The sequence below is a fragment of the Pseudomonas sp. AB39(2026) genome (genome assembly GCF_059831485.1).
This window is the reverse complement of record NZ_CP195212.1, coordinates 2,139,353-2,155,713: the sequence shown is the minus strand read 5'-3', so window position 1 is coordinate 2,155,713 and position 16,361 is coordinate 2,139,353. Positions and strand designations below refer to the sequence as shown.

The 16,361-nt window shown below is 59.6% G+C and carries 14 protein-coding genes; 8 read left to right on the top strand and 6 right to left on the bottom strand.

Annotated features, from left to right (window positions below; translation table 11 throughout):
• Nucleotides 1–27: 27 nt before the first annotated feature.
• The 3 genes from ACSAMW_RS09775 (at nucleotide 28) to ACSAMW_RS09765 (ending at nucleotide 2,256) form a co-directional block, all read left to right on the top strand.
• Nucleotides 28–282, top strand: a complete 255-nt coding sequence (locus ACSAMW_RS09775; protein WP_500593755.1) for a FitA-like ribbon-helix-helix domain-containing protein — start codon at nucleotides 28–30, stop codon at nucleotides 280–282.
• On the top strand, nucleotides 279–698 hold the full coding sequence (locus tag ACSAMW_RS09770; protein WP_500593754.1) for a type II toxin-antitoxin system VapC family toxin: 420 nt from the start codon (nucleotides 279–281) through the stop codon (nucleotides 696–698). The genes ACSAMW_RS09775 and ACSAMW_RS09770 overlap by 4 nt, the downstream gene beginning before the upstream one ends.
• 370 nt (nucleotides 699–1,068) lie before the next feature.
• Nucleotides 1,069–2,256 (top strand): MFS transporter, encoded by a 1,188-nt coding sequence (locus ACSAMW_RS09765; protein ID WP_500593753.1) that lies wholly within the window; start codon nucleotides 1,069–1,071, stop codon nucleotides 2,254–2,256.
• A gap of 16 nt (nucleotides 2,257–2,272) precedes the next feature.
• Here the strand turns inward: ACSAMW_RS09765 and dapA are convergent, their stop codons facing one another.
• From dapA to ACSAMW_RS09745, 4 genes are read right to left on the bottom strand one after another with little or no spacing between them, the layout of a single operon-like run.
• A complete protein-coding gene (dapA, locus tag ACSAMW_RS09760; RefSeq protein ID WP_500593752.1) occupies nucleotides 2,273–3,193 on the bottom strand; it encodes a 4-hydroxy-tetrahydrodipicolinate synthase in 921 nt (306 codons plus the stop codon).
• Between the two features lie 26 nt (nucleotides 3,194–3,219).
• A complete protein-coding gene (locus ACSAMW_RS09755; RefSeq protein WP_500593751.1) occupies nucleotides 3,220–5,019 on the bottom strand; it encodes an ABC transporter permease subunit in 1,800 nt (599 codons plus the stop codon).
• Complete coding sequence (locus ACSAMW_RS09750; protein ID WP_500593750.1) at nucleotides 5,016–6,104, bottom strand: ABC transporter ATP-binding protein; 1,089 nt, start codon at nucleotides 6,102–6,104, stop codon at nucleotides 5,016–5,018. Before ACSAMW_RS09750 ends, ACSAMW_RS09755 begins: the two co-directional genes overlap by 4 nt.
• Before the next feature lie 17 nt (nucleotides 6,105–6,121).
• Nucleotides 6,122–7,210, bottom strand: a complete 1,089-nt coding sequence (locus tag ACSAMW_RS09745; RefSeq protein ID WP_500593749.1) for an ABC transporter substrate-binding protein — start codon at nucleotides 7,208–7,210, stop codon at nucleotides 6,122–6,124.
• 133 nt (nucleotides 7,211–7,343) lie between these two features.
• Here ACSAMW_RS09745 and ACSAMW_RS09740 point away from each other — a divergent pair, with 133 nt between their 5' ends.
• From ACSAMW_RS09740 to ACSAMW_RS09730, 3 genes are all read left to right on the top strand, one after another.
• Nucleotides 7,344–8,753 carry an FAD-binding oxidoreductase gene (locus ACSAMW_RS09740; protein WP_500593748.1) on the top strand — a complete coding sequence of 470 codons (1,410 nt, stop codon included), beginning with the start codon at nucleotides 7,344–7,346 and terminating at the stop codon, nucleotides 8,751–8,753.
• Between the two features lie 128 nt (nucleotides 8,754–8,881).
• Nucleotides 8,882–9,535, top strand: coding sequence for a helix-turn-helix domain-containing protein (locus ACSAMW_RS09735; protein WP_500593747.1), 654 nt, complete (start codon nucleotides 8,882–8,884; stop codon nucleotides 9,533–9,535).
• A gap of 58 nt (nucleotides 9,536–9,593) precedes the next feature.
• Nucleotides 9,594–10,742 carry an alpha-hydroxy acid oxidase gene (locus tag ACSAMW_RS09730; RefSeq protein WP_500593746.1) on the top strand — a complete coding sequence of 383 codons (1,149 nt, stop codon included), beginning with the start codon at nucleotides 9,594–9,596 and terminating at the stop codon, nucleotides 10,740–10,742.
• On the opposite strand, the gene ACSAMW_RS09725 is transcribed toward ACSAMW_RS09730, so the two are convergent.
• Entirely contained in the window at nucleotides 10,739–13,645 is a 2,907-nt protein-coding gene (locus tag ACSAMW_RS09725) for a dermonecrotic toxin domain-containing protein (RefSeq protein WP_500593745.1), read from the bottom strand. The two genes, ACSAMW_RS09730 and ACSAMW_RS09725, sit on opposite strands and share 4 nt — an antisense overlap.
• Nucleotides 13,646–13,826: 181 nt before the next feature.
• Here ACSAMW_RS09725 and ACSAMW_RS09720 point away from each other — a divergent pair, with 181 nt between their 5' ends.
• Complete coding sequence (locus ACSAMW_RS09720; protein ID WP_500593744.1) at nucleotides 13,827–15,200, top strand: multicopper oxidase family protein; 1,374 nt, start codon at nucleotides 13,827–13,829, stop codon at nucleotides 15,198–15,200.
• On the top strand, nucleotides 15,200–15,688 hold the full coding sequence (gene tadA, locus ACSAMW_RS09715) for a tRNA adenosine(34) deaminase TadA (RefSeq protein WP_500593743.1): 489 nt from the start codon (nucleotides 15,200–15,202) through the stop codon (nucleotides 15,686–15,688). Before ACSAMW_RS09720 ends, tadA begins: the two co-directional genes overlap by 1 nt.
• Here the strand turns inward: tadA and ACSAMW_RS09710 are convergent.
• Nucleotides 15,679–16,329, bottom strand: a complete 651-nt coding sequence (locus tag ACSAMW_RS09710; RefSeq protein WP_500593742.1) for a DUF2306 domain-containing protein — start codon at nucleotides 16,327–16,329, stop codon at nucleotides 15,679–15,681. The genes tadA and ACSAMW_RS09710 overlap by 10 nt on opposite strands.
• Nucleotides 16,330–16,361: the final 32 nt, after the last annotated feature.

Genomic DNA, 16,361 nt, shown 5'->3' with positions numbered 1-16,361 from the left:
ATTGAATGCGTTTTATGAGGTGTGACTATGGCAATCCTGACGGTAAGAAATGTGCCTGATGAGGTGCATCGCGCCATTCGCGTTCGGGCCGCTCAGCACGGCCGTAGCGCAGAAGCAGAGGTTCGGGAGATCTTAGCTAATGCGGTGAAGCCCGATCAGCGTTTGCGTCTCGGTGATGCCCTGGCAGAGCTAGGTAAGAAAGTAGGCCTCACCAACGAAGACGTTGCAGTGCTTGACCAAGTGCGCGACACGATTTCAGCTGAACCGATGAGGTTTGAATGATCGTCTTGGACACCAATGTCGTATCTGAGGCGATGAAGCCTATACCAGCTCCAAACGTTCGGGATTGGCTGAACGAACAAGCAGCAGACACGCTTTACCTCTCCAGCGTCAGCATTGCTGAATTGACGTTTGGAATTGCTGCACTGCCAGCGGGTAAGCGGAAAAACATGCTAGACGAGGCCTTTGAAGGGCTTCTTGGGTTGTTCGAAGGGCGGGTGCTTAACTTCGATACAGGTGCTGCACGTTGCTATGCACGACTGGCTTTAACTGCCAGAGGCTGTGGAAGAGGGTGCCCAACGCCTGATGGTTATATTGCAGCGATTGCCGCATCACGGGGGTTTATCGTGGCCTCGCGTGATACCGCTCCTTATGAAGCTGCAGGTGTAACAGTTATAAATCCTTGGGAAGTTAGCTGAACATTTTTACCTGACGCTTTCATTTAACAAATTGAGACCGGACTTCGGTGTCGTTATGGTCGAAGGCTAGGATTCGGCTTACCCCTACCCTCGCCGCAGCTCCGCGTTGACATGCCCCCTGAGCTGGGACCAGATACCGGCTGTTGTCTCGCGGCTGCGCTAGAGTGCCCGTTGGGGCTTTATCCCCCCCCTTCTTTCCCGTCGCTTTCCAGAGGACGGTTTGGTCGCCTTTTACGCGACTCTACGCGCATCGCTCTTCTTCTTGATTGTCTTGCACACCCCACCTGAACTCTACGCCAAAACCCTGCTCTAGACAGGTTCCCCATAAACGTAGCAATTTGTTTCCACCTGCCAATAAACGGACCTGCCCATGTCTATCCCGCACACCTCCCGCGCTGCCTTACCCGCGCATTCTGCCGCCAAGATGGAAGCCGCCATGGCCGTTGGCAGCTTTGCCATTGGTACAGGCGAGTTCGCGATCATGGGGCTGATGCCGGACATCGCCAGCAATCTGCACCTGAGCGAACCCCAGGTAGGGCACGCCATCAGCGCCTACGCGCTGGGTGTGATGGTGGGTGCACCGTTATTGACGATTGTGGGCGCCAAGCTGCTGCGCAAGCACATGCTGATGCTGCTAATGATGCTGTATGCCTTGGGTAACCTGGCCACAGCGTTTACACCCTCGTTCGGCAGCCTGGTGGTGTTTCGTTTCCTTAGCGGTTTACCACACGGGGCTTATTTCGGTATTGCAGCCGTGGTGGCGTCCAGTATGGTGCCGGCCAACCAACGGGCCGGTGCTGTGGCGCGGGTGATGATGGGGCTTACCCTGGCCATGCTGTTGGGCAACCCTATCGCTACCTTTTTGGGCCAGTATTTGGGCTGGCGGTCGGCGTTTGCGTTGGTGGGCGTGATTGCCCTGTGCACCATTGCTTTGGTGTGGCGCTTTGTACCCCAGCCCCACGATGAGCCCCGCAGCCACCCCATGAAGGAAATGCGCGCCTTTACCAAGCCGCAGATCTGGATGGCCTTGGCCATCGCAGCCATTGGGTTTGCCGGCATGTTTTGCGTATTCAGCTACCTGGCGCCCATCATGCTCAATGTGAGCCATGCCACGCCTGAGATGATTCCGTTTGGCCTGGCCGCCTTCGGCGTAGGCGGCATCATCGGTAATATCGCTGGCGGCAAGCTGTTCGATCGTTTGCAATTCCGGGCCGTAGGGCTGCTGTTGGTGTGGTCCATCGCCGTACTGTTGTTCTTCCCGTTCGCGGCGGGTTCGCTGTGGGGCGTGATGCTGGGCATTGGCCTGGTGGGCACCATGGTTGCCTTAGCCGCGCCCCTGCAAATCCGCCTGATGGACATCGCCCATGAAGCCCCCAGCCTGGCGGCAGCCTCCAACCATGCTGCCTTCAACCTGGCTAACGCGCTGGGCCCTTGGTTCGGGGGCATGGCTATTACCGCCGGGCTGGGCTGGACCAGCACCGGTTACATCGGTGCGGCCACTGCCTTGGCTGGCCTTGGCCTGTACCTGATCGCACGGCGTATGAAAGGCGGGCAGTAAGAGGCACGGCTTTGCGTTAATGTGCCAATACAGAACCTGAAGGAATAAGGCCTTTACGTTCCAAGGCTACCAATGCACTGGACAAGCGTTCGAGGGTGGTGGGTGAGGGAGCCTGCAGGGGCGCGAGCACCTCGCCACAGTCATGACCGATCCACTTCATGGCAGCCTTCAAAGGGCCAGGGTTGGCCTCGGCGAACAACGCCTTGAGCAGCGGTAGCAGTTCCCGCTGGGCGTCGATGGCTGCCTGGATATGGCCGTCTTTCAAGGCCTGGTACAGCGTTACCCAGTACTCGGGGATCAGTGGGGCCGACGCCAGAATGCCGCCCCGCGCACCCAGTGCCATCTGCGCCGGGAACAGCATGTCCTCCCCGGCCAGCAACTGGAAATCTTGGCTAGTGGAGGCCGCAATCTCATTGAAGTGGGCCATGTCGGTATTACAGGCTTTCATGCCAAAAATGGAGCCGTCCTGTTCCATTTGGGCAATGGTGGCGGCGTCGGTAACAATCCTCGTACGGTAAGGAATGTCGTAGAACACGATGGGCAGGTCCACTGCCTCACGGTAGGCACGAAAATACTCGCGAATGCCCTGTTGCGAAGGTGTGACATAGAACGGCGTGATCGTCAGCAATGCGTCCGCGCCATGGGCCTTGAACGCTTTCCCCGCTTGCACCGATTCGGCAAACCCTGGCGACACCATGCCGGCGACCACGGGCACGCGCCCCGCTGACACCTCCACCGTAATAGCCACCACGCGCTCGCGATCGGCAGGGGATAGCGCTGTGTACTCGCCTGTGCCGCCAATGGGCACCAGGCCGCTGCACCCGGCTTGAATCAGGTGTTCTACCAGCTTTTTCAAAGCGGCTTCGTCAACACTGCCATCCGTTTTGATGGGGGTAGGAAAAGGCGGCAGAATACCGGCAAGTGTAGGCACGTTCATGGGTAGGTCCTTTAAGGATGGGTCAGTCAGCGCTTGGCCTGGTCACGGTTGGCAAGTTTCCCCGCGACCCACAAAATGCAGGCAATCAGCAGTAACAGCAGCGTCGAGACGGCCGCCAGCAGGGGGTTCACTTGAAGGATGGCGCTGTCCCACATTTGCTTGGGCAGCGTGGATTGCATGCCGCCACTGATGAAGAGCGACAATGTCAGCTCGTCGAAGGAGGTGACGAATGCAAACAGGAAGGCGGCCACCAGCCCACCTCGCAGCAAGGGCAGGGTCACGTAGCGCAAGGTTTTCAGCCGGCTGGCCCCTAGGCTCCAGGCCGCCTGGTCATAGCGGTGGTCGTAGTTCTTCAATACTGCCATCACGCTCACCACCACGTAGGGAATGGCCAGGATGGTATGGCCCAACACCAGGCCAAGGGTTGAGCCGGTCAATGACAGGCGTGAAAACAGGTAGAAGAGTGCGACCGACACAATGATCCTTGGCACGATCAGGGGGGACAGAAGGAACGCCAGTACCCAGGCATTACCTCGCTTGAGCCCCCGCTGTAGCCCGAAGGCTGCCAAGGTGCCTAACACCATGGAGAGGGCCGCCGTGAGCGTGGCCACCTTGATGGAACGCCACGTGGCCGAGAGCCACTGCGGCGAATGAAAATACTGCTGGTACCACTGCCAGCTGAAGCCCTGAGGAGGCCAGTCCAATACCGTGCCCTGGGTGAACGAGAGCGGCACCATCACAAAGGCGGGTGCCACCAGGAACGTCAGAATCATCAGCGAAATGGCCCACAGGATGATTCGGCCCACAGGGCGCCGTCGTTTTTCCGAACCCCTTCCTGCCAGCGGGCGCACGCAGGTCACCAACCCGTCCGATACACGGCCCAGCGCCGCCAGCAGCAGGTTGCCCAGCCGTGCCAGCACGCCCCGTTTGCCCGGCCGTTGCCGTGCTTCGCCGCCTGCCAGTGTCGACAGCCCGAATATGCGGTCGTAGAGCACAAACACAACCATGACTGCCACGAACAGCAACACGGCCAGAGCACCGGCGAACGGCCAGTTCAACAGCTCTTGCACCTGCTGAATGATCAGCTGGGGCAGCATGATCGTTTGCGGGCTGCCCAATAGGGCTGGCGTGATGAAGAAGCCTAGAGACGAAATGAACACCAATAGGCCCCCCGCTGCCACACCAGGTAGCGACAGCGGGAAATAGATACGCCAGAAGGTGCTGCCAGGCTTGGCCCCCAGTGTCATGGCGGCCCGGCTTAAGTTGCCATCGATATTGTCCAGCACAGACAGCAACGTGATTACGCACAAGGGCATCATGGCGTGCAGCATGCCGATCATCACCGAGGTGAAGTTGTACAGCAGCTCAGCCGGTGCCTCGCTCAGGCCCATGGCCTGGAACCATTGATTGAAAAGGCCGTTTCTACCCAGCAGCGCGATCCAGGCGAAGGTTCTGACCAGAAAGCTGGTCCAGAACGGCAACAGCAGCCAGAACATCAAACGGGTGCGGGTGCTGGCACGGCTAACACTGGTGAGGTAAGCCAGCGGATAGCTGAACAGCACCGCCAGCACAGTGGTCCAGGCCGCGAACTGCAAGGTGATGCCCAGTACGCGCCAGTAGATGTCACGGTCCAGGATGCGCTGGTAGTGATAGAGGGAGAAGCTGCCTTTGCGCGTGAAGCTCAGGCTTAGCAGGTCTGCCACGGGGAAGACCATCAGCGCCAGCAAGAACACAATAGCGGGCAGTACCAGCATCCACGGGCGTACCCGCCAGCGGCGTTGCCCCATGCGCTGGTCCACTGCCTGGGCGCAGGCAACTTCCGTCATGCGGCCTCCGGCACGGCATCAGCCGGCAGTATCACGGTGTCGGCTGGCTGCCAGCATGCCCAAACAGGTGTACCCGGCGTAGCGTCGAGTTCGCGCTCAAGGGTCAGGCCCTCGACCATCAACGCGGCGCCACCGGCCGTGGTGACCATAAAGCGGGTGATTCCACCTGTGAAGATCACATCCGTCAGTGTGCCTTGCACGCTGTTCATGGCAGGCTGGGCAGCCGTGAACAGCCCAACCCGTTCAGGGCGCACCATCACATTAACGGGGCCACTGTGTGCGCCCTCCACGGTGAGGCTGATGCCCAGCGTTTGGCAGGCCACTTGGCAGCGGGCTGCCCCTTGGGGTTGGGCAACGCCGGGCACGATGTTGGATTCACCCAGGAAATCTGCCGCGAACGTGGTGTTGGGGCGGAAGTACAGGTCGCTGGGCGTGCCCAATTGTTCGATCCGGCCGTGGTTCATCAGGCAGATGCGGTCCGACATGGTCAGAGCTTCCTGCTGGTCGTGGGTGACGAACAGAATGGTCGTGCCCAGTTGGCGATGCAGCCGCTTGATTTCGATTTGCAGCTGGTCGCGCAGTTTTTTATCCAGCGCCCCCAAAGGTTCATCCATCAGGATGATGCTGGGCTGGTACACGATGCACCGCGCCAGTGCGATTCGCTGCTGCTGGCCCCCGGACAGCTCGCGGGGCAGGCGGTGCGCGGTATGGCCCAGTTGTACCAGTTCCAATACTCTGGCCACCTCGCTGTTGACCTCGGCCAGAGGTCGACGGCGCATGCGCAAGGGAAAGCCGACGTTTTCAGCAATGGTCATGTGGGGAAACAGGGCGTAATTCTGAAACACCATGCCAATGTCGCGCTCATAGGGCGGGGCATAGGTGGCCAGGGTGCCGTCAATCCACAGCTTGCCGGCATCCGGCTCCAGCAGGCCTGCCACCATCATCAACAACGTGGTCTTACCCGAGCCCGAGGGGCCAAGCAGTGTCAGAAACTCACCTTGGCGCAATTCCAGCGACGTGGGCGCCAGTGCCTGGAAAGCGCCGAAGCGCTTCTGAATGCCTTCGATCTTCAACTTTGCCTGCATAGGGGGTCCGCCGCGCGTTAGCCGAGAATCCATTCATTGAAATGGTCCAGCGCCTCAGCCTTGTTCTCAGCCCAGTACGCGGTGTCGATGGGTAACCCCCGCTTCATGTTGTCGGGGTAGGTCGGCAGGTCGCGCGCGCGGCCCTCGGGGATATGCTCGAAGGCTGCCGGCTGGGTGGGCCCGTTCATCACGTATTCCGTGAGGGCGGCTTGCCGCTTGGGGTCGCAGGCAAACTCGATGAACCGGCGGCACAGGTCTGCCTTGGGCGTGCCACGCAGGATGATCCAGGCATCTACACCCCAGATGTGCTGGTCCCAGGAAATGGCCACCTTCGCACCAGCGTCACGGGCCGCCAGTATGCGGGATGTCCAAGTAGGCATCAGCTCTACCTCCCCGCTGGTGAACATCTGGGTGGCCTGCGCCCCGGAGCCCCACCAGGCCGATACATGGTCGCGCAGCTTGTCCAGCGAGGCGAAGGCCCGGTCCAGGTCGCAGGGATACACATCAGCCATCGGCACGCCATCAGCCATCAAGGCCTCCTCTACCGTGTCGAAGGCGTATTTACGCATCCCACGGCGGCCTGGAAAGTTCTGGGTATCCCAGAATTGCTGCCAGCCAGCGGGCACCTGTTTGATGCGCTCCACGTTGTAGCCGATGGCGGTGGAGTAAATATCGGAGCCCACCGCGTAGTCAGTGTTGAACTGCGCGGGAATGCTTTTGATGACCGGTTTGTCCCCCAGTTGGTGGGGTTCGAGCAGGTTCATCTGCGCCAGCAAGTTGGCCGCCGCCAGGCTGATGGCCCCGCCCATGTCCCAGGTGTAGTTACCGGTATCGACCAGGCTCTTCACTTCGGCTGTGGGTTCGGCTGTGGACGTGACCCCAATGACCTCAATGCCTGTTTCTTTGAAAAATGGCTCGAAATATGCCTTTCGATACCCGTCGGTCCAGTTGCCCCCAGCGTCACGCACCAGCAGGCGCTTGCTCTCAGCGCGTGCCGAACCAATGAAATAAGGGGCCGCCGCTGCCATTGCACCCGTCGCTGCAGCTTTGTGCAGGAAACTGCGGCGTGTCATGCCTTTCTGGTTGTTACCGACGTGCTCAGTCATATCCCGCATCCACCATAGTGACAGATTGTGCGTATAGTGTTACTTTGTGTTCATAGTGAATGCAACAAAAAACCTTCACTTTTGAGCGCACTGCACTTTGTGGCCTATTGGGATCAAGCGTAGGGGATTGATTTTGAATGAGTTCCTGCAAGCCGCTGCTGAAGTGGTTGGGGTCGACAACCTGTTGTTCGGCTCTGACACAGCCGGTTTCGACGTGGATTGGCGGGGCCGTTACTTAGGCAAGGCACTGTGTGTGGCCCGGCCAGGGAATACGCGGGAAGTGTCCGAGCTAATGGCGTTGTGTATGCGCCATGGGGTGGAAGTGGTGCCCCAAGGGGGTAATACCGGGCTGTGCGGTGCTGCCACGCCGAGCGCCAACGGCAACCAAATGGTGCTGTGGCTAGGCCGGATGAACAACGTCCGTGCATTTAGCGAGATCGATGGCAGTATCACGCTGGACGCTGGTTGTGTGCTGGAAACGGTACAGAACTTGGCCGCCGAGCAGGGTTACTTCTTTCCCATGAGCTTGGGTGCCGAGGGCAGCTGCCAGATTGGTGGCAATATTGCGACCAATGCCGGGGGCACGGCGGTGTTGCGTTATGGCCCCATGCGAGACTTGGTTCTGGGCCTGGAAGTGGTACTGCCCGATGGCACGGTTCACGACTGGCTTACGCCGCTGCGCAAGAACAACACCGGGTATGACCTCAAGCAGCTCTTTATTGGTGCGGAAGGCACCTTGGGTATCATCACGGCCGCCACGTTGAAGGTGTTTCCCGCGCCCAAGGTACGGGAATTGGCCATGGTGACCCTGCACAACGTCGAGCAGGCCCTCACACTGCTTCACCGGGTGCGGCGCAGCCTGGGCGAGCGCTTGCTGTCATGCGAAATCATCAATTGGGCGCAGGTGGCGCTGGTGCTCAAGCATGCCCAAGGGGTCACCTGGCCGTTTGCCGAGCCGTCGCCCTGGTGTTTGCTGATCGAGGTGACTGAAACCCTTGAAGGCTACGACTTGCGCGGTGCCCTTGAGGCTGAGCTTGAAAAGGCCCTTGAAACCGAACTTATTACGGACGCGGTGGTGGCCACCAGCCAGGCGCAGCAGAACAGCCTCTGGCAATTGCGCCACAGCGTTTCGGAGGCAAACAAGCTGGAAGGGTATGGGGTCACCCATGACACCGCAGTGCCCCTAAGCCAGCAGGGAGTGTTTGCCACTGAAGTGGAGCAGCGGCTGATGCAGGCCTATCCCCAAGGCCAGGTGTTGATGGTAGGGCATATCGGGGATGGCAACATTCACGTGATCCACATGTTCCAGCGCGACCAGCATTCGGCTGAACAACTGGCAGTTGCGGCCAAGGGCGTGCATCAGTTGGTAGACGACGTGACCCTGAGCCTGGGCGGCACCGTGAGTGCCGAACATGGCATCGGGCAGACCAACAAGGCGCGCCTGCAGGCCAGCCGTAGCCCGCAGGACCTGGCGCTGATGAAAGCCATCAAAGGCGTGATTGACCCCGAAAGGCGCATGAACCCTGGCAAAGTATTCGATTGATTCGTTCGGGCAACACGCCAGAATGGATCACAGAATTGATAGCCGGTTGCAACGGTGTCATCTTTGAACCACAGCGCCACAGAACATACTTTCAACGTTGTAACCCAAGCACGCCAGCATCAGTTGGCATGCTGTGCCGTATTGAAAACGATCAGGTGAAACAATTGGATATCCAGCTGGGTAAAGCCTCCGTTCCAGGGGCGGAGTACGAAATCATAGAGGATGAAGTAGCCCTTGATATCGGGGAGCGCATCAAGAAGCTGCGTAAAGAGCGCGACTGGACGTTATCCAAGACCGCTCAGCAGACGGGGCTGTCTCATTCGGCCTTGTCGAGAATCGAGCGTAACGAGCTATCGCCCACGTTGGGCAGCCTGAACAAGATTGCACGGGGCTTTTCCATCGATGTCATCACCTTATTGTCCGAGCATCCTGCCCATGCCTCCGATGCCCGGCGCAGTGTGAACCGCTGCGCCCATGGCCTGGTTTCCAATACACACACCTGCAAGAACACGTGGCTGGCGGCTGACCTCAGGCACAAGCGCATGCTGCCGCTCAAGACTCAAGTGGCGGCGCGGCACCCAGACGACTATAGCGACTGGGCAACCCATGCCGGTGAGCTATTCGTGTATGTGCTTACGGGCGAACTTACGGTGTATTCGAAAATTTATGCGCCCGTGGCGCTGGGCGAAGGCGACAGCCTGTATTACGACGCAAGCGCCGGCCACAAGTGGGTTTCCACCAGCGCGCAAGAGGCCGTGGTCCTGTGGGTTTATGCGGAATGAGCGTGACAGGTAACCCCTGCCTGCACCGCACCTGCCTCCCAGTATCGAGGCACGCCCAATGAGCCGACCGCTCAATTTCAAGGCGTTACGCACCCACGCACGTAAGCGCCTGCCTCGGCCGATTTTCGAGTACATCGACCGCGGCACCGAGGACGAAACCGGCTTGATCGCCAATCGGCGAGCGTTCGAACGGGTACGTATTGCCCCTCAGGTACTGACCGGAGGGGCCCCGCGATCTACCCGTACCCGGTTGTTCGATCAGGAGATATCCGCCCCAATGGTCGTTGCGCCCACCGCGTTCGCAGGCCTTGTGTGGTACCAGGGGGAAATTGCCCTGGCCAAGGCTGCGCAGCAAGTGGGTATCCCTTTTTGTGCCGCCACGGAAGCCATCACGTCCATCGAGGCTATTGCGAGCGCCACACAGGTCCAGAACCTGTGGTTTCAGCTTTACCTATGGGACATCCCGGCACTTTCAGATGCGCTGGTTCAGCGTGCACAACACCTGGGTATTCGTACGCTTGTCATTACGGTGGACACGCCCGTAGTGCCTAACCGGGAATACAATGTGGTCAATGGCATGGGCATGCCGTTCCGGTTTTCGCCACGCTTGCTGGGCGATGTGGCACTACGGCCAGGTTGGGTACTGGGTGTGCTTGGGCGTTATTGGCTCAATGGGGGTATGCCCAGTTTTGCCAACTACCCTGAGGCGTATCGTAAAACCCTCTTGGGTGGAGGCGCCAAGCAGCAGATGCGTCATGACCCTGGGCTGACCTGGGCGCACATCGCGCGCCTGCGCAAGCTATGGAAAGGGTATTTGGTGGTCAAGGGCATTGCCCGCCCTGGCGATGCGCTCAAGGCGCTGGAGCTGGGCGCTGACGGGATTGTGGTATCCAACCACGGGGGCCGAAACCTGGATAGCGCAGTGGCGCCCATGGAAACCCTCGAACCCATCAGTGAGGCCATTGCTGATCGGCTGACCATCATGATGGACAGCGGCATACAGCGCGGCAGTGACGTGTTCAAGGCTCTGGCGCTGGGCGCCAAGGCTGTGATGGTTGGCCGTGCCTTTCTATATGGCACGGCCGTAGGTGGGCAGCCTGGGGCCGTGCATGCGTTCAACCTGCTACAGCGGGAACTGGACCTTACATTGGGCAATGCCGGGTGCAGAACGGTGCACGCAATCAGCCGAAGTGTTGTGATCCGTTAGCTTGCTGACCTAAAGCCCAGCCGTTTCAGATCATTGCTCAAGGCGGTGAGGCTGGTATAGCGCACCTGATGGACTTGGCGCAGCTGCGGCAGGTCCACCCAGAACAGCGTGTCTTCCTGTATTACCGGGGTCGTGACCAATCCCGTACTGGGCAAGTGGATAGACAGTTTCCAGCCCTCGTCGCTAGGGCTTAGTAGGAAGGTTTGCTGCAAAGCCAACCGCTCGGCAATCTCGTGATCAGCAATAGGTGGCGTAAGGCGAAGCGCTTCCATGCGGTACAGGTAGTCGCTGTGCAGGATCACGTTTTGCCGTCCATCCCCCACCTCTACATACCGGCCCGGGTCCACCTGCAAGCCTTGACCTGTGCCTGGTGGCACGTCCTCAAAGCGTACGCTGTTAACGCCCTCCAAAGTGTCAAGGCCTTCAATGCCACGAAACAGGCTGGCATGGGTGTTACCTACCAACGCAACCCATTTGCCACTTGCCCGCGCTATTTCATCAGCCTGTATCACGCCATGGGCGTAGAAATTCATCATTTGCTGGCGCAGGTTGCCTGCTGGGTTCTCCAAGCCGTTGACCCTGTAGCTGGCCAGGCAATCCAGCGGAACAACGCGTATACCTTGCTCACATGCGGTTTGAACCAGTTCAGTATAGGTGCCGAGGCTGGGGTGCCCGTTGTAGAAACCGATGTCCATGCGATTCAGGTAGGCTTTCAAGTTGGGAGGCAAGGTGCGTTGTTGAAGTGCTGTAGCCAGGTCGGCCTGGTGGAAGTCTGCCAGCAAGTGCTCCATGTATAGCGTGTTAACACCCAGCTTGCGCAGGCTAGCCATGTGGTCGATCAGAAACACCCTGCAAGCGTTATCCTGGTGCGCCTCTCCCAAAACGACACCGTCATGGTCGCCGAATATCTCTGACAGTACCGCGCGTGCGGTACTGGGCGGCACAAGCTCGATATTAGAGGAGCGTAAAGGCGGCACATAGGCCTGGAAAAAGGCCTGTGAGTCCCGCTGCAAGCTGGCGCGCCTTTCACGAAACACAGCGAGCGCTTCACTGCCTTCTGGATAACCCACAAAGTCGTAATCCTCACCGTCGAGCAGGGGGCTGCCCAGGTTGCCTGCGGCTGTGCGCAGCGGTGCCTGATGTGCCGAGGGAACGTCATAGGGGCTTGGGGGCGGCGGCGTGTAATCCGGTACTACTGCCAAACCGCGGCCTCGGTTGAGGCAACCCAACGTTTGCCCACCTCCTAGCAAACCGGGGCGTGGTGCCAATTCCCACCGGCCGTCCGCGTTCAGGCGCACCGGTACATTGCGTTGAAACGCAAAGGGTGAGGCTGGATCGACGATGGCCCACTCGTTAAGCGCGGAAGCATGGCGTACCTGATAACTGTACCCGTCCAGTTCGATATAGAACTGGCCGTTCAGGGTATATACACCTTGCAGCAGGCCCGCTTGTCCTGGTGTGTAAGCACCGAGCAGGCGATTGCTATGAAACTGGTCTAACAAGGCAGCCGTGTCAGTGGGGTACTGGCGCTCGGGTGTAATGTCAGGCAAGCCTGCGTCGCCGGCTGCGCTGACCTCCGGCAGCAGTGGTGCCTCTACAGGCTGTGCCCCACGCCACGCCCCCCATAAGAAGGTACTGTTGAACAGCAGGTTCACGCTGGCGACCACAGCGTTGAGAATAGCGTGCTGTCGACGGGCAGTACTCGGTGCGTTCACAGCCAGGTCCACGTTAAGCGCGACCTCAGCTAGCCCGGCGCCTATACAAGCCAGGGTTATGGGCCAGTCCAGTGCCCCAAGCGGGCCGAATACCCGGTTGAAGGCACCCAGGTAGCCCAGCCAGATCTGTTTGCGCAGGGTGGCATTGCTGGTCAGGCGCAGTTCAGCATCATCGGCCATGCGGGCCTGTGCCTGCGTGCGCATTTGGGTAAACACGTCTTGGCGTAAACTGGGCGCTGGCGGTTCCAGCAATGGGCACTGGGTCCGGCCCCAGGTGCTGTACAGCAAGTCCAGCGTCTGGTTCAAAGGCTGCTTCCCTTCATCGGCCAACGCGCTGCGTAAGGGAAAATGGCTGGCGAAGCGTGCCCGGTTTTCAGCCTGGTTGTTGTGCATCAGCAGCCACCAGTGCACAGCCTTCCAATCGGCACACACCTGCCAAGGCTCCGGTTCGCCAGGCATGTACAGGTAATGGGTGTCACCCGTAATCAGATGCAGAATATCCGTGGCTTGATGCTGCCCGATCCGCAAAAAGCCTACGTGCATTGACGCAGGCGGGATGAAGGCAGCCTGCAACATCGGCAGGGTAGCGGGTGCTTGAATAGTGCCAGCAAGCGCTTGGAGAACACGGGAAAGGTCCACGTCTGTAAACGTTTTGTGCTGCCGTGCCTGCAAGGCATGGGCAATCAGCGTGGCCTTGGCCAAGGTGCGGTAGTCATCCGCATGGGTTGCCCAGAACTGCTCGCACTGCGACGTGAACCGCTGCTTGAAATCTACGGCCCATAGTTTATTCATGACTGCGCTGGGCAAGAGAGGAATGTCGTTGCGCTCGTCAAACGCAGCAGCGTCTGGCCCCTCCCGGTAAAAACCGGTTTGCGCATCCAAGGCATCCGGAACCTCGCTGTCGTTGGCACTGAAACGCACCATCACCAGTTCCACCAAAGTGAGGGACTGGAGAGGACGCTGGTAATGTGCCCAGCCGGAAAAGGCACGGGGGCTGCTGACCTGATCACGGAAGCGATGCCAGTACACCTTGTCCGGTGCCAGGATGCCCAGGTTGTGCGCTTTCAATACACTATTGGCGATGTCCCACGCCTGCTGGCGCATGTCCGGGCAACTGCTGGCCACCTCCTGGGCCAACGTCAATAGGGCGGCCTGTGGCTGGGAAAGAGAAGAATCAGAATCGCTCATGCTGTGCCTCCAGAGAAAAGGGGCCTAGCATGGGCAGGCGAGGCAAGCCAAGGGTGGTACAGAGGTATTACAAAGCCTGCAGGGGCATATGCGCCGTTACTTAAAATTTTTGCAGTACACGTGTATCGTATCTGCCCCCTTCGCGGCCTGGGCCGCGTCTCGGTATCAGAGGTTGAGCTCAATGTCCTTCACACGTCGCCAAATCCTTGCTGGCCTTTCCGGCCTGGCAGTCGTAGGGCTGGGTGCTGGCGGTGGCGCACGATACTGGCTGGGCCGAAACGAAGCGCCAGGCGGTCACGATTACGAGTTGATCGCCGCGCCTCTGGATGTGGAGCTGGTGCCTGGCCACACCACTACGGCCTGGGCCTTTGGCGGCACTGCGCCAGGTACCGAGCTGCGGGTACGGCAGGGTGACTGGCTGCGGGTGCGTTTCGTGAACCGTCTGCCGGTGCCTACCACGATTCATTGGCACGGCATCCGCCTGCCGTTGAACATGGACGGTGTGCCCTATGTGTCGCAGCTACCAGTATTGCCGGGGGAAACCTTTGATTATCGCTTCCGTGTGCCCGACGCAGGCAGTTACTGGTACCACCCCCATGTAGCCAGCAGTGAGCAGCTGGGACGTGGGCTGGTAGGGCCGCTTATCGTCGAGGAGCGCGAATCTACAGGTTTCCTGCACGAGCGCACCCTATGCCTGAAGAACTGGCACGTGGACGAGGAGGGCGGCTTCCTGCCGTTCAGCGTCGTCCGTGAGGCAGCGCGCAATGGCACCCTGGGCCGTTTGTCGACCATCAACGGTACGCCAATGCCTGTCCTCGATTTGCCTGCTGGCCAGATCGTGAGGCTGCGTGTACTCAACCTGGACAACACCGCTACCTACCGGCTGAACCTCAAAGGTGCAGGTGAGGCGCGTATTTATGCGCTGGATGGCAACCCTATCGAACCACGGCCTTTGGGGAAAGACTACTGGCTGGGCCCTGGCATGCGCCTGTGCCTGGCCCTGAAAGTACCTGCGGTAGGCGAAGAGATTTCACTGCGCGACGGCCCGGTGCGCCTAGGTACGTTGCGTGCTGTGGCCGCCGAAGGTAGCGCCACGCCGTGGCCGCCTGCGCTCCCGGCCAACCCCATTGCCGAACCGGACCTGGCCACCGCCGAGAAACTCAATTTCAATTTCGAATGGGTAGGTAGCACGGCCGAGGAAGGCGACACTGGCACGCCTAGCCTCTGGCAAATCAACGGGGTGGCGTGGGACATCAACGATAAAACCTGCGCAGACCGGCCCATTGCACGGCTTGAAAAGGGCAAGAGCTACATTTTCGAGCTCAAGAACATGACCCAGTACCAGCACCCGGTGCACCTGCACGGGATGAGCTTCAAGGTGATCGCTTCCAACCGCCATAAGGTCATTCCCTACTTCACCGACACCTACCTGCTGGGGCGCAACGAACGTGCGCAGGTGGCACTGGTGGCCGATAACCCAGGCACCTGGATGTTCCACTGCCATGTGATCGACCACATGGAAACCGGCCTGATGGCCGCTATTGAGGTGGCGTGATGCGCCAGCCCGTCATTGTCGACCGAAGTCAGGACCGGCATTTTATGCAACTTGCTCTGGAACTGGCTGCACAAGGCGCCGCACGGGGCGAGGTACCTGTGGGGGCCGTCGTTGTTCAGAACGGTGAGGTGATAGGCCAGGGTTTCAATTGCCCGATCACCACCAGCGACCCCAGTGCTCATGCGGAGATGGTCGCCATTCGTGAAGCCGCCCAGGCCGTGAACAACTACCGGCTGCCTGGCAGCACGCTCTATGTCACGTTGGAGCCCTGCAGCATGTGCGCGGGGCTAATCGTTCACGCTCGCATAGCGCGGGTGGTGTTTGGCGCCTTGGAGCCCAAGGCCGGCATTGCCCAAAGCCAGGGCCAGTTCTTTACCCAGCCATTTCTCAACCACCGGGTGCTGCTAGAGGGCGGAGTGATGGCTGAGGCGTGTGGAGCGGTGTTGAGTGAGTTCTTCAAGCAGCGGAGGGCGGCGCGTCAAGCCTGAGGGTTTGCAGGGCCTACCACAGGCCAGCGCATGTAGATTTCGGCCACGATCATATTCGGTACCCAACACAACCATGCGATGCACGGGTAGGCAAGGGCAAAATCGATACCGCAAATCTGCGACAGGGGGAGGTATATCCTGAGCGTGACCGCCGCAAACGTGAGTGCGTAAGCGCGTATCATCCAGGCCCGGTGCCTCGAAAAATCGCGTGCAATGGCAGCACGCACCCCCTGTACCGTGGTGTAAAGCCACAGTGCACCCAGTGCGCCAAAACCGGAAGCCGCTATGGGGCCTGTGGACAGGCCCGCCGACAACACCAATGCCGAGGCGCCACCGGCCATGCAACCGAATACATACAGCCATCCGCTTGCGCGATGCCATCTGGGCAAGCGCCGCCGTACAGTGTGAGAAAACTGAATGGCGCCCAGTATCAAGGCTGTCGAAGCGGCGCCAGCGTGAACGATAATCCAGGGGTTATAGAACCGATTGGCGAGCACGTTCTCTGGCACGGGGCCAACGTTGGCAACGTAACGATAGGAAAGTAAGCCGACACACACGCCGAGCAGCACGCCGCCGTATCGAACTGCTTTCCATAGCATTGATCCCAGCTTCACGGTGAGTATGTGCGCTGTGGTGTTCACCGTATTCTCTCCCACCAGCGCAGGTTGACCCT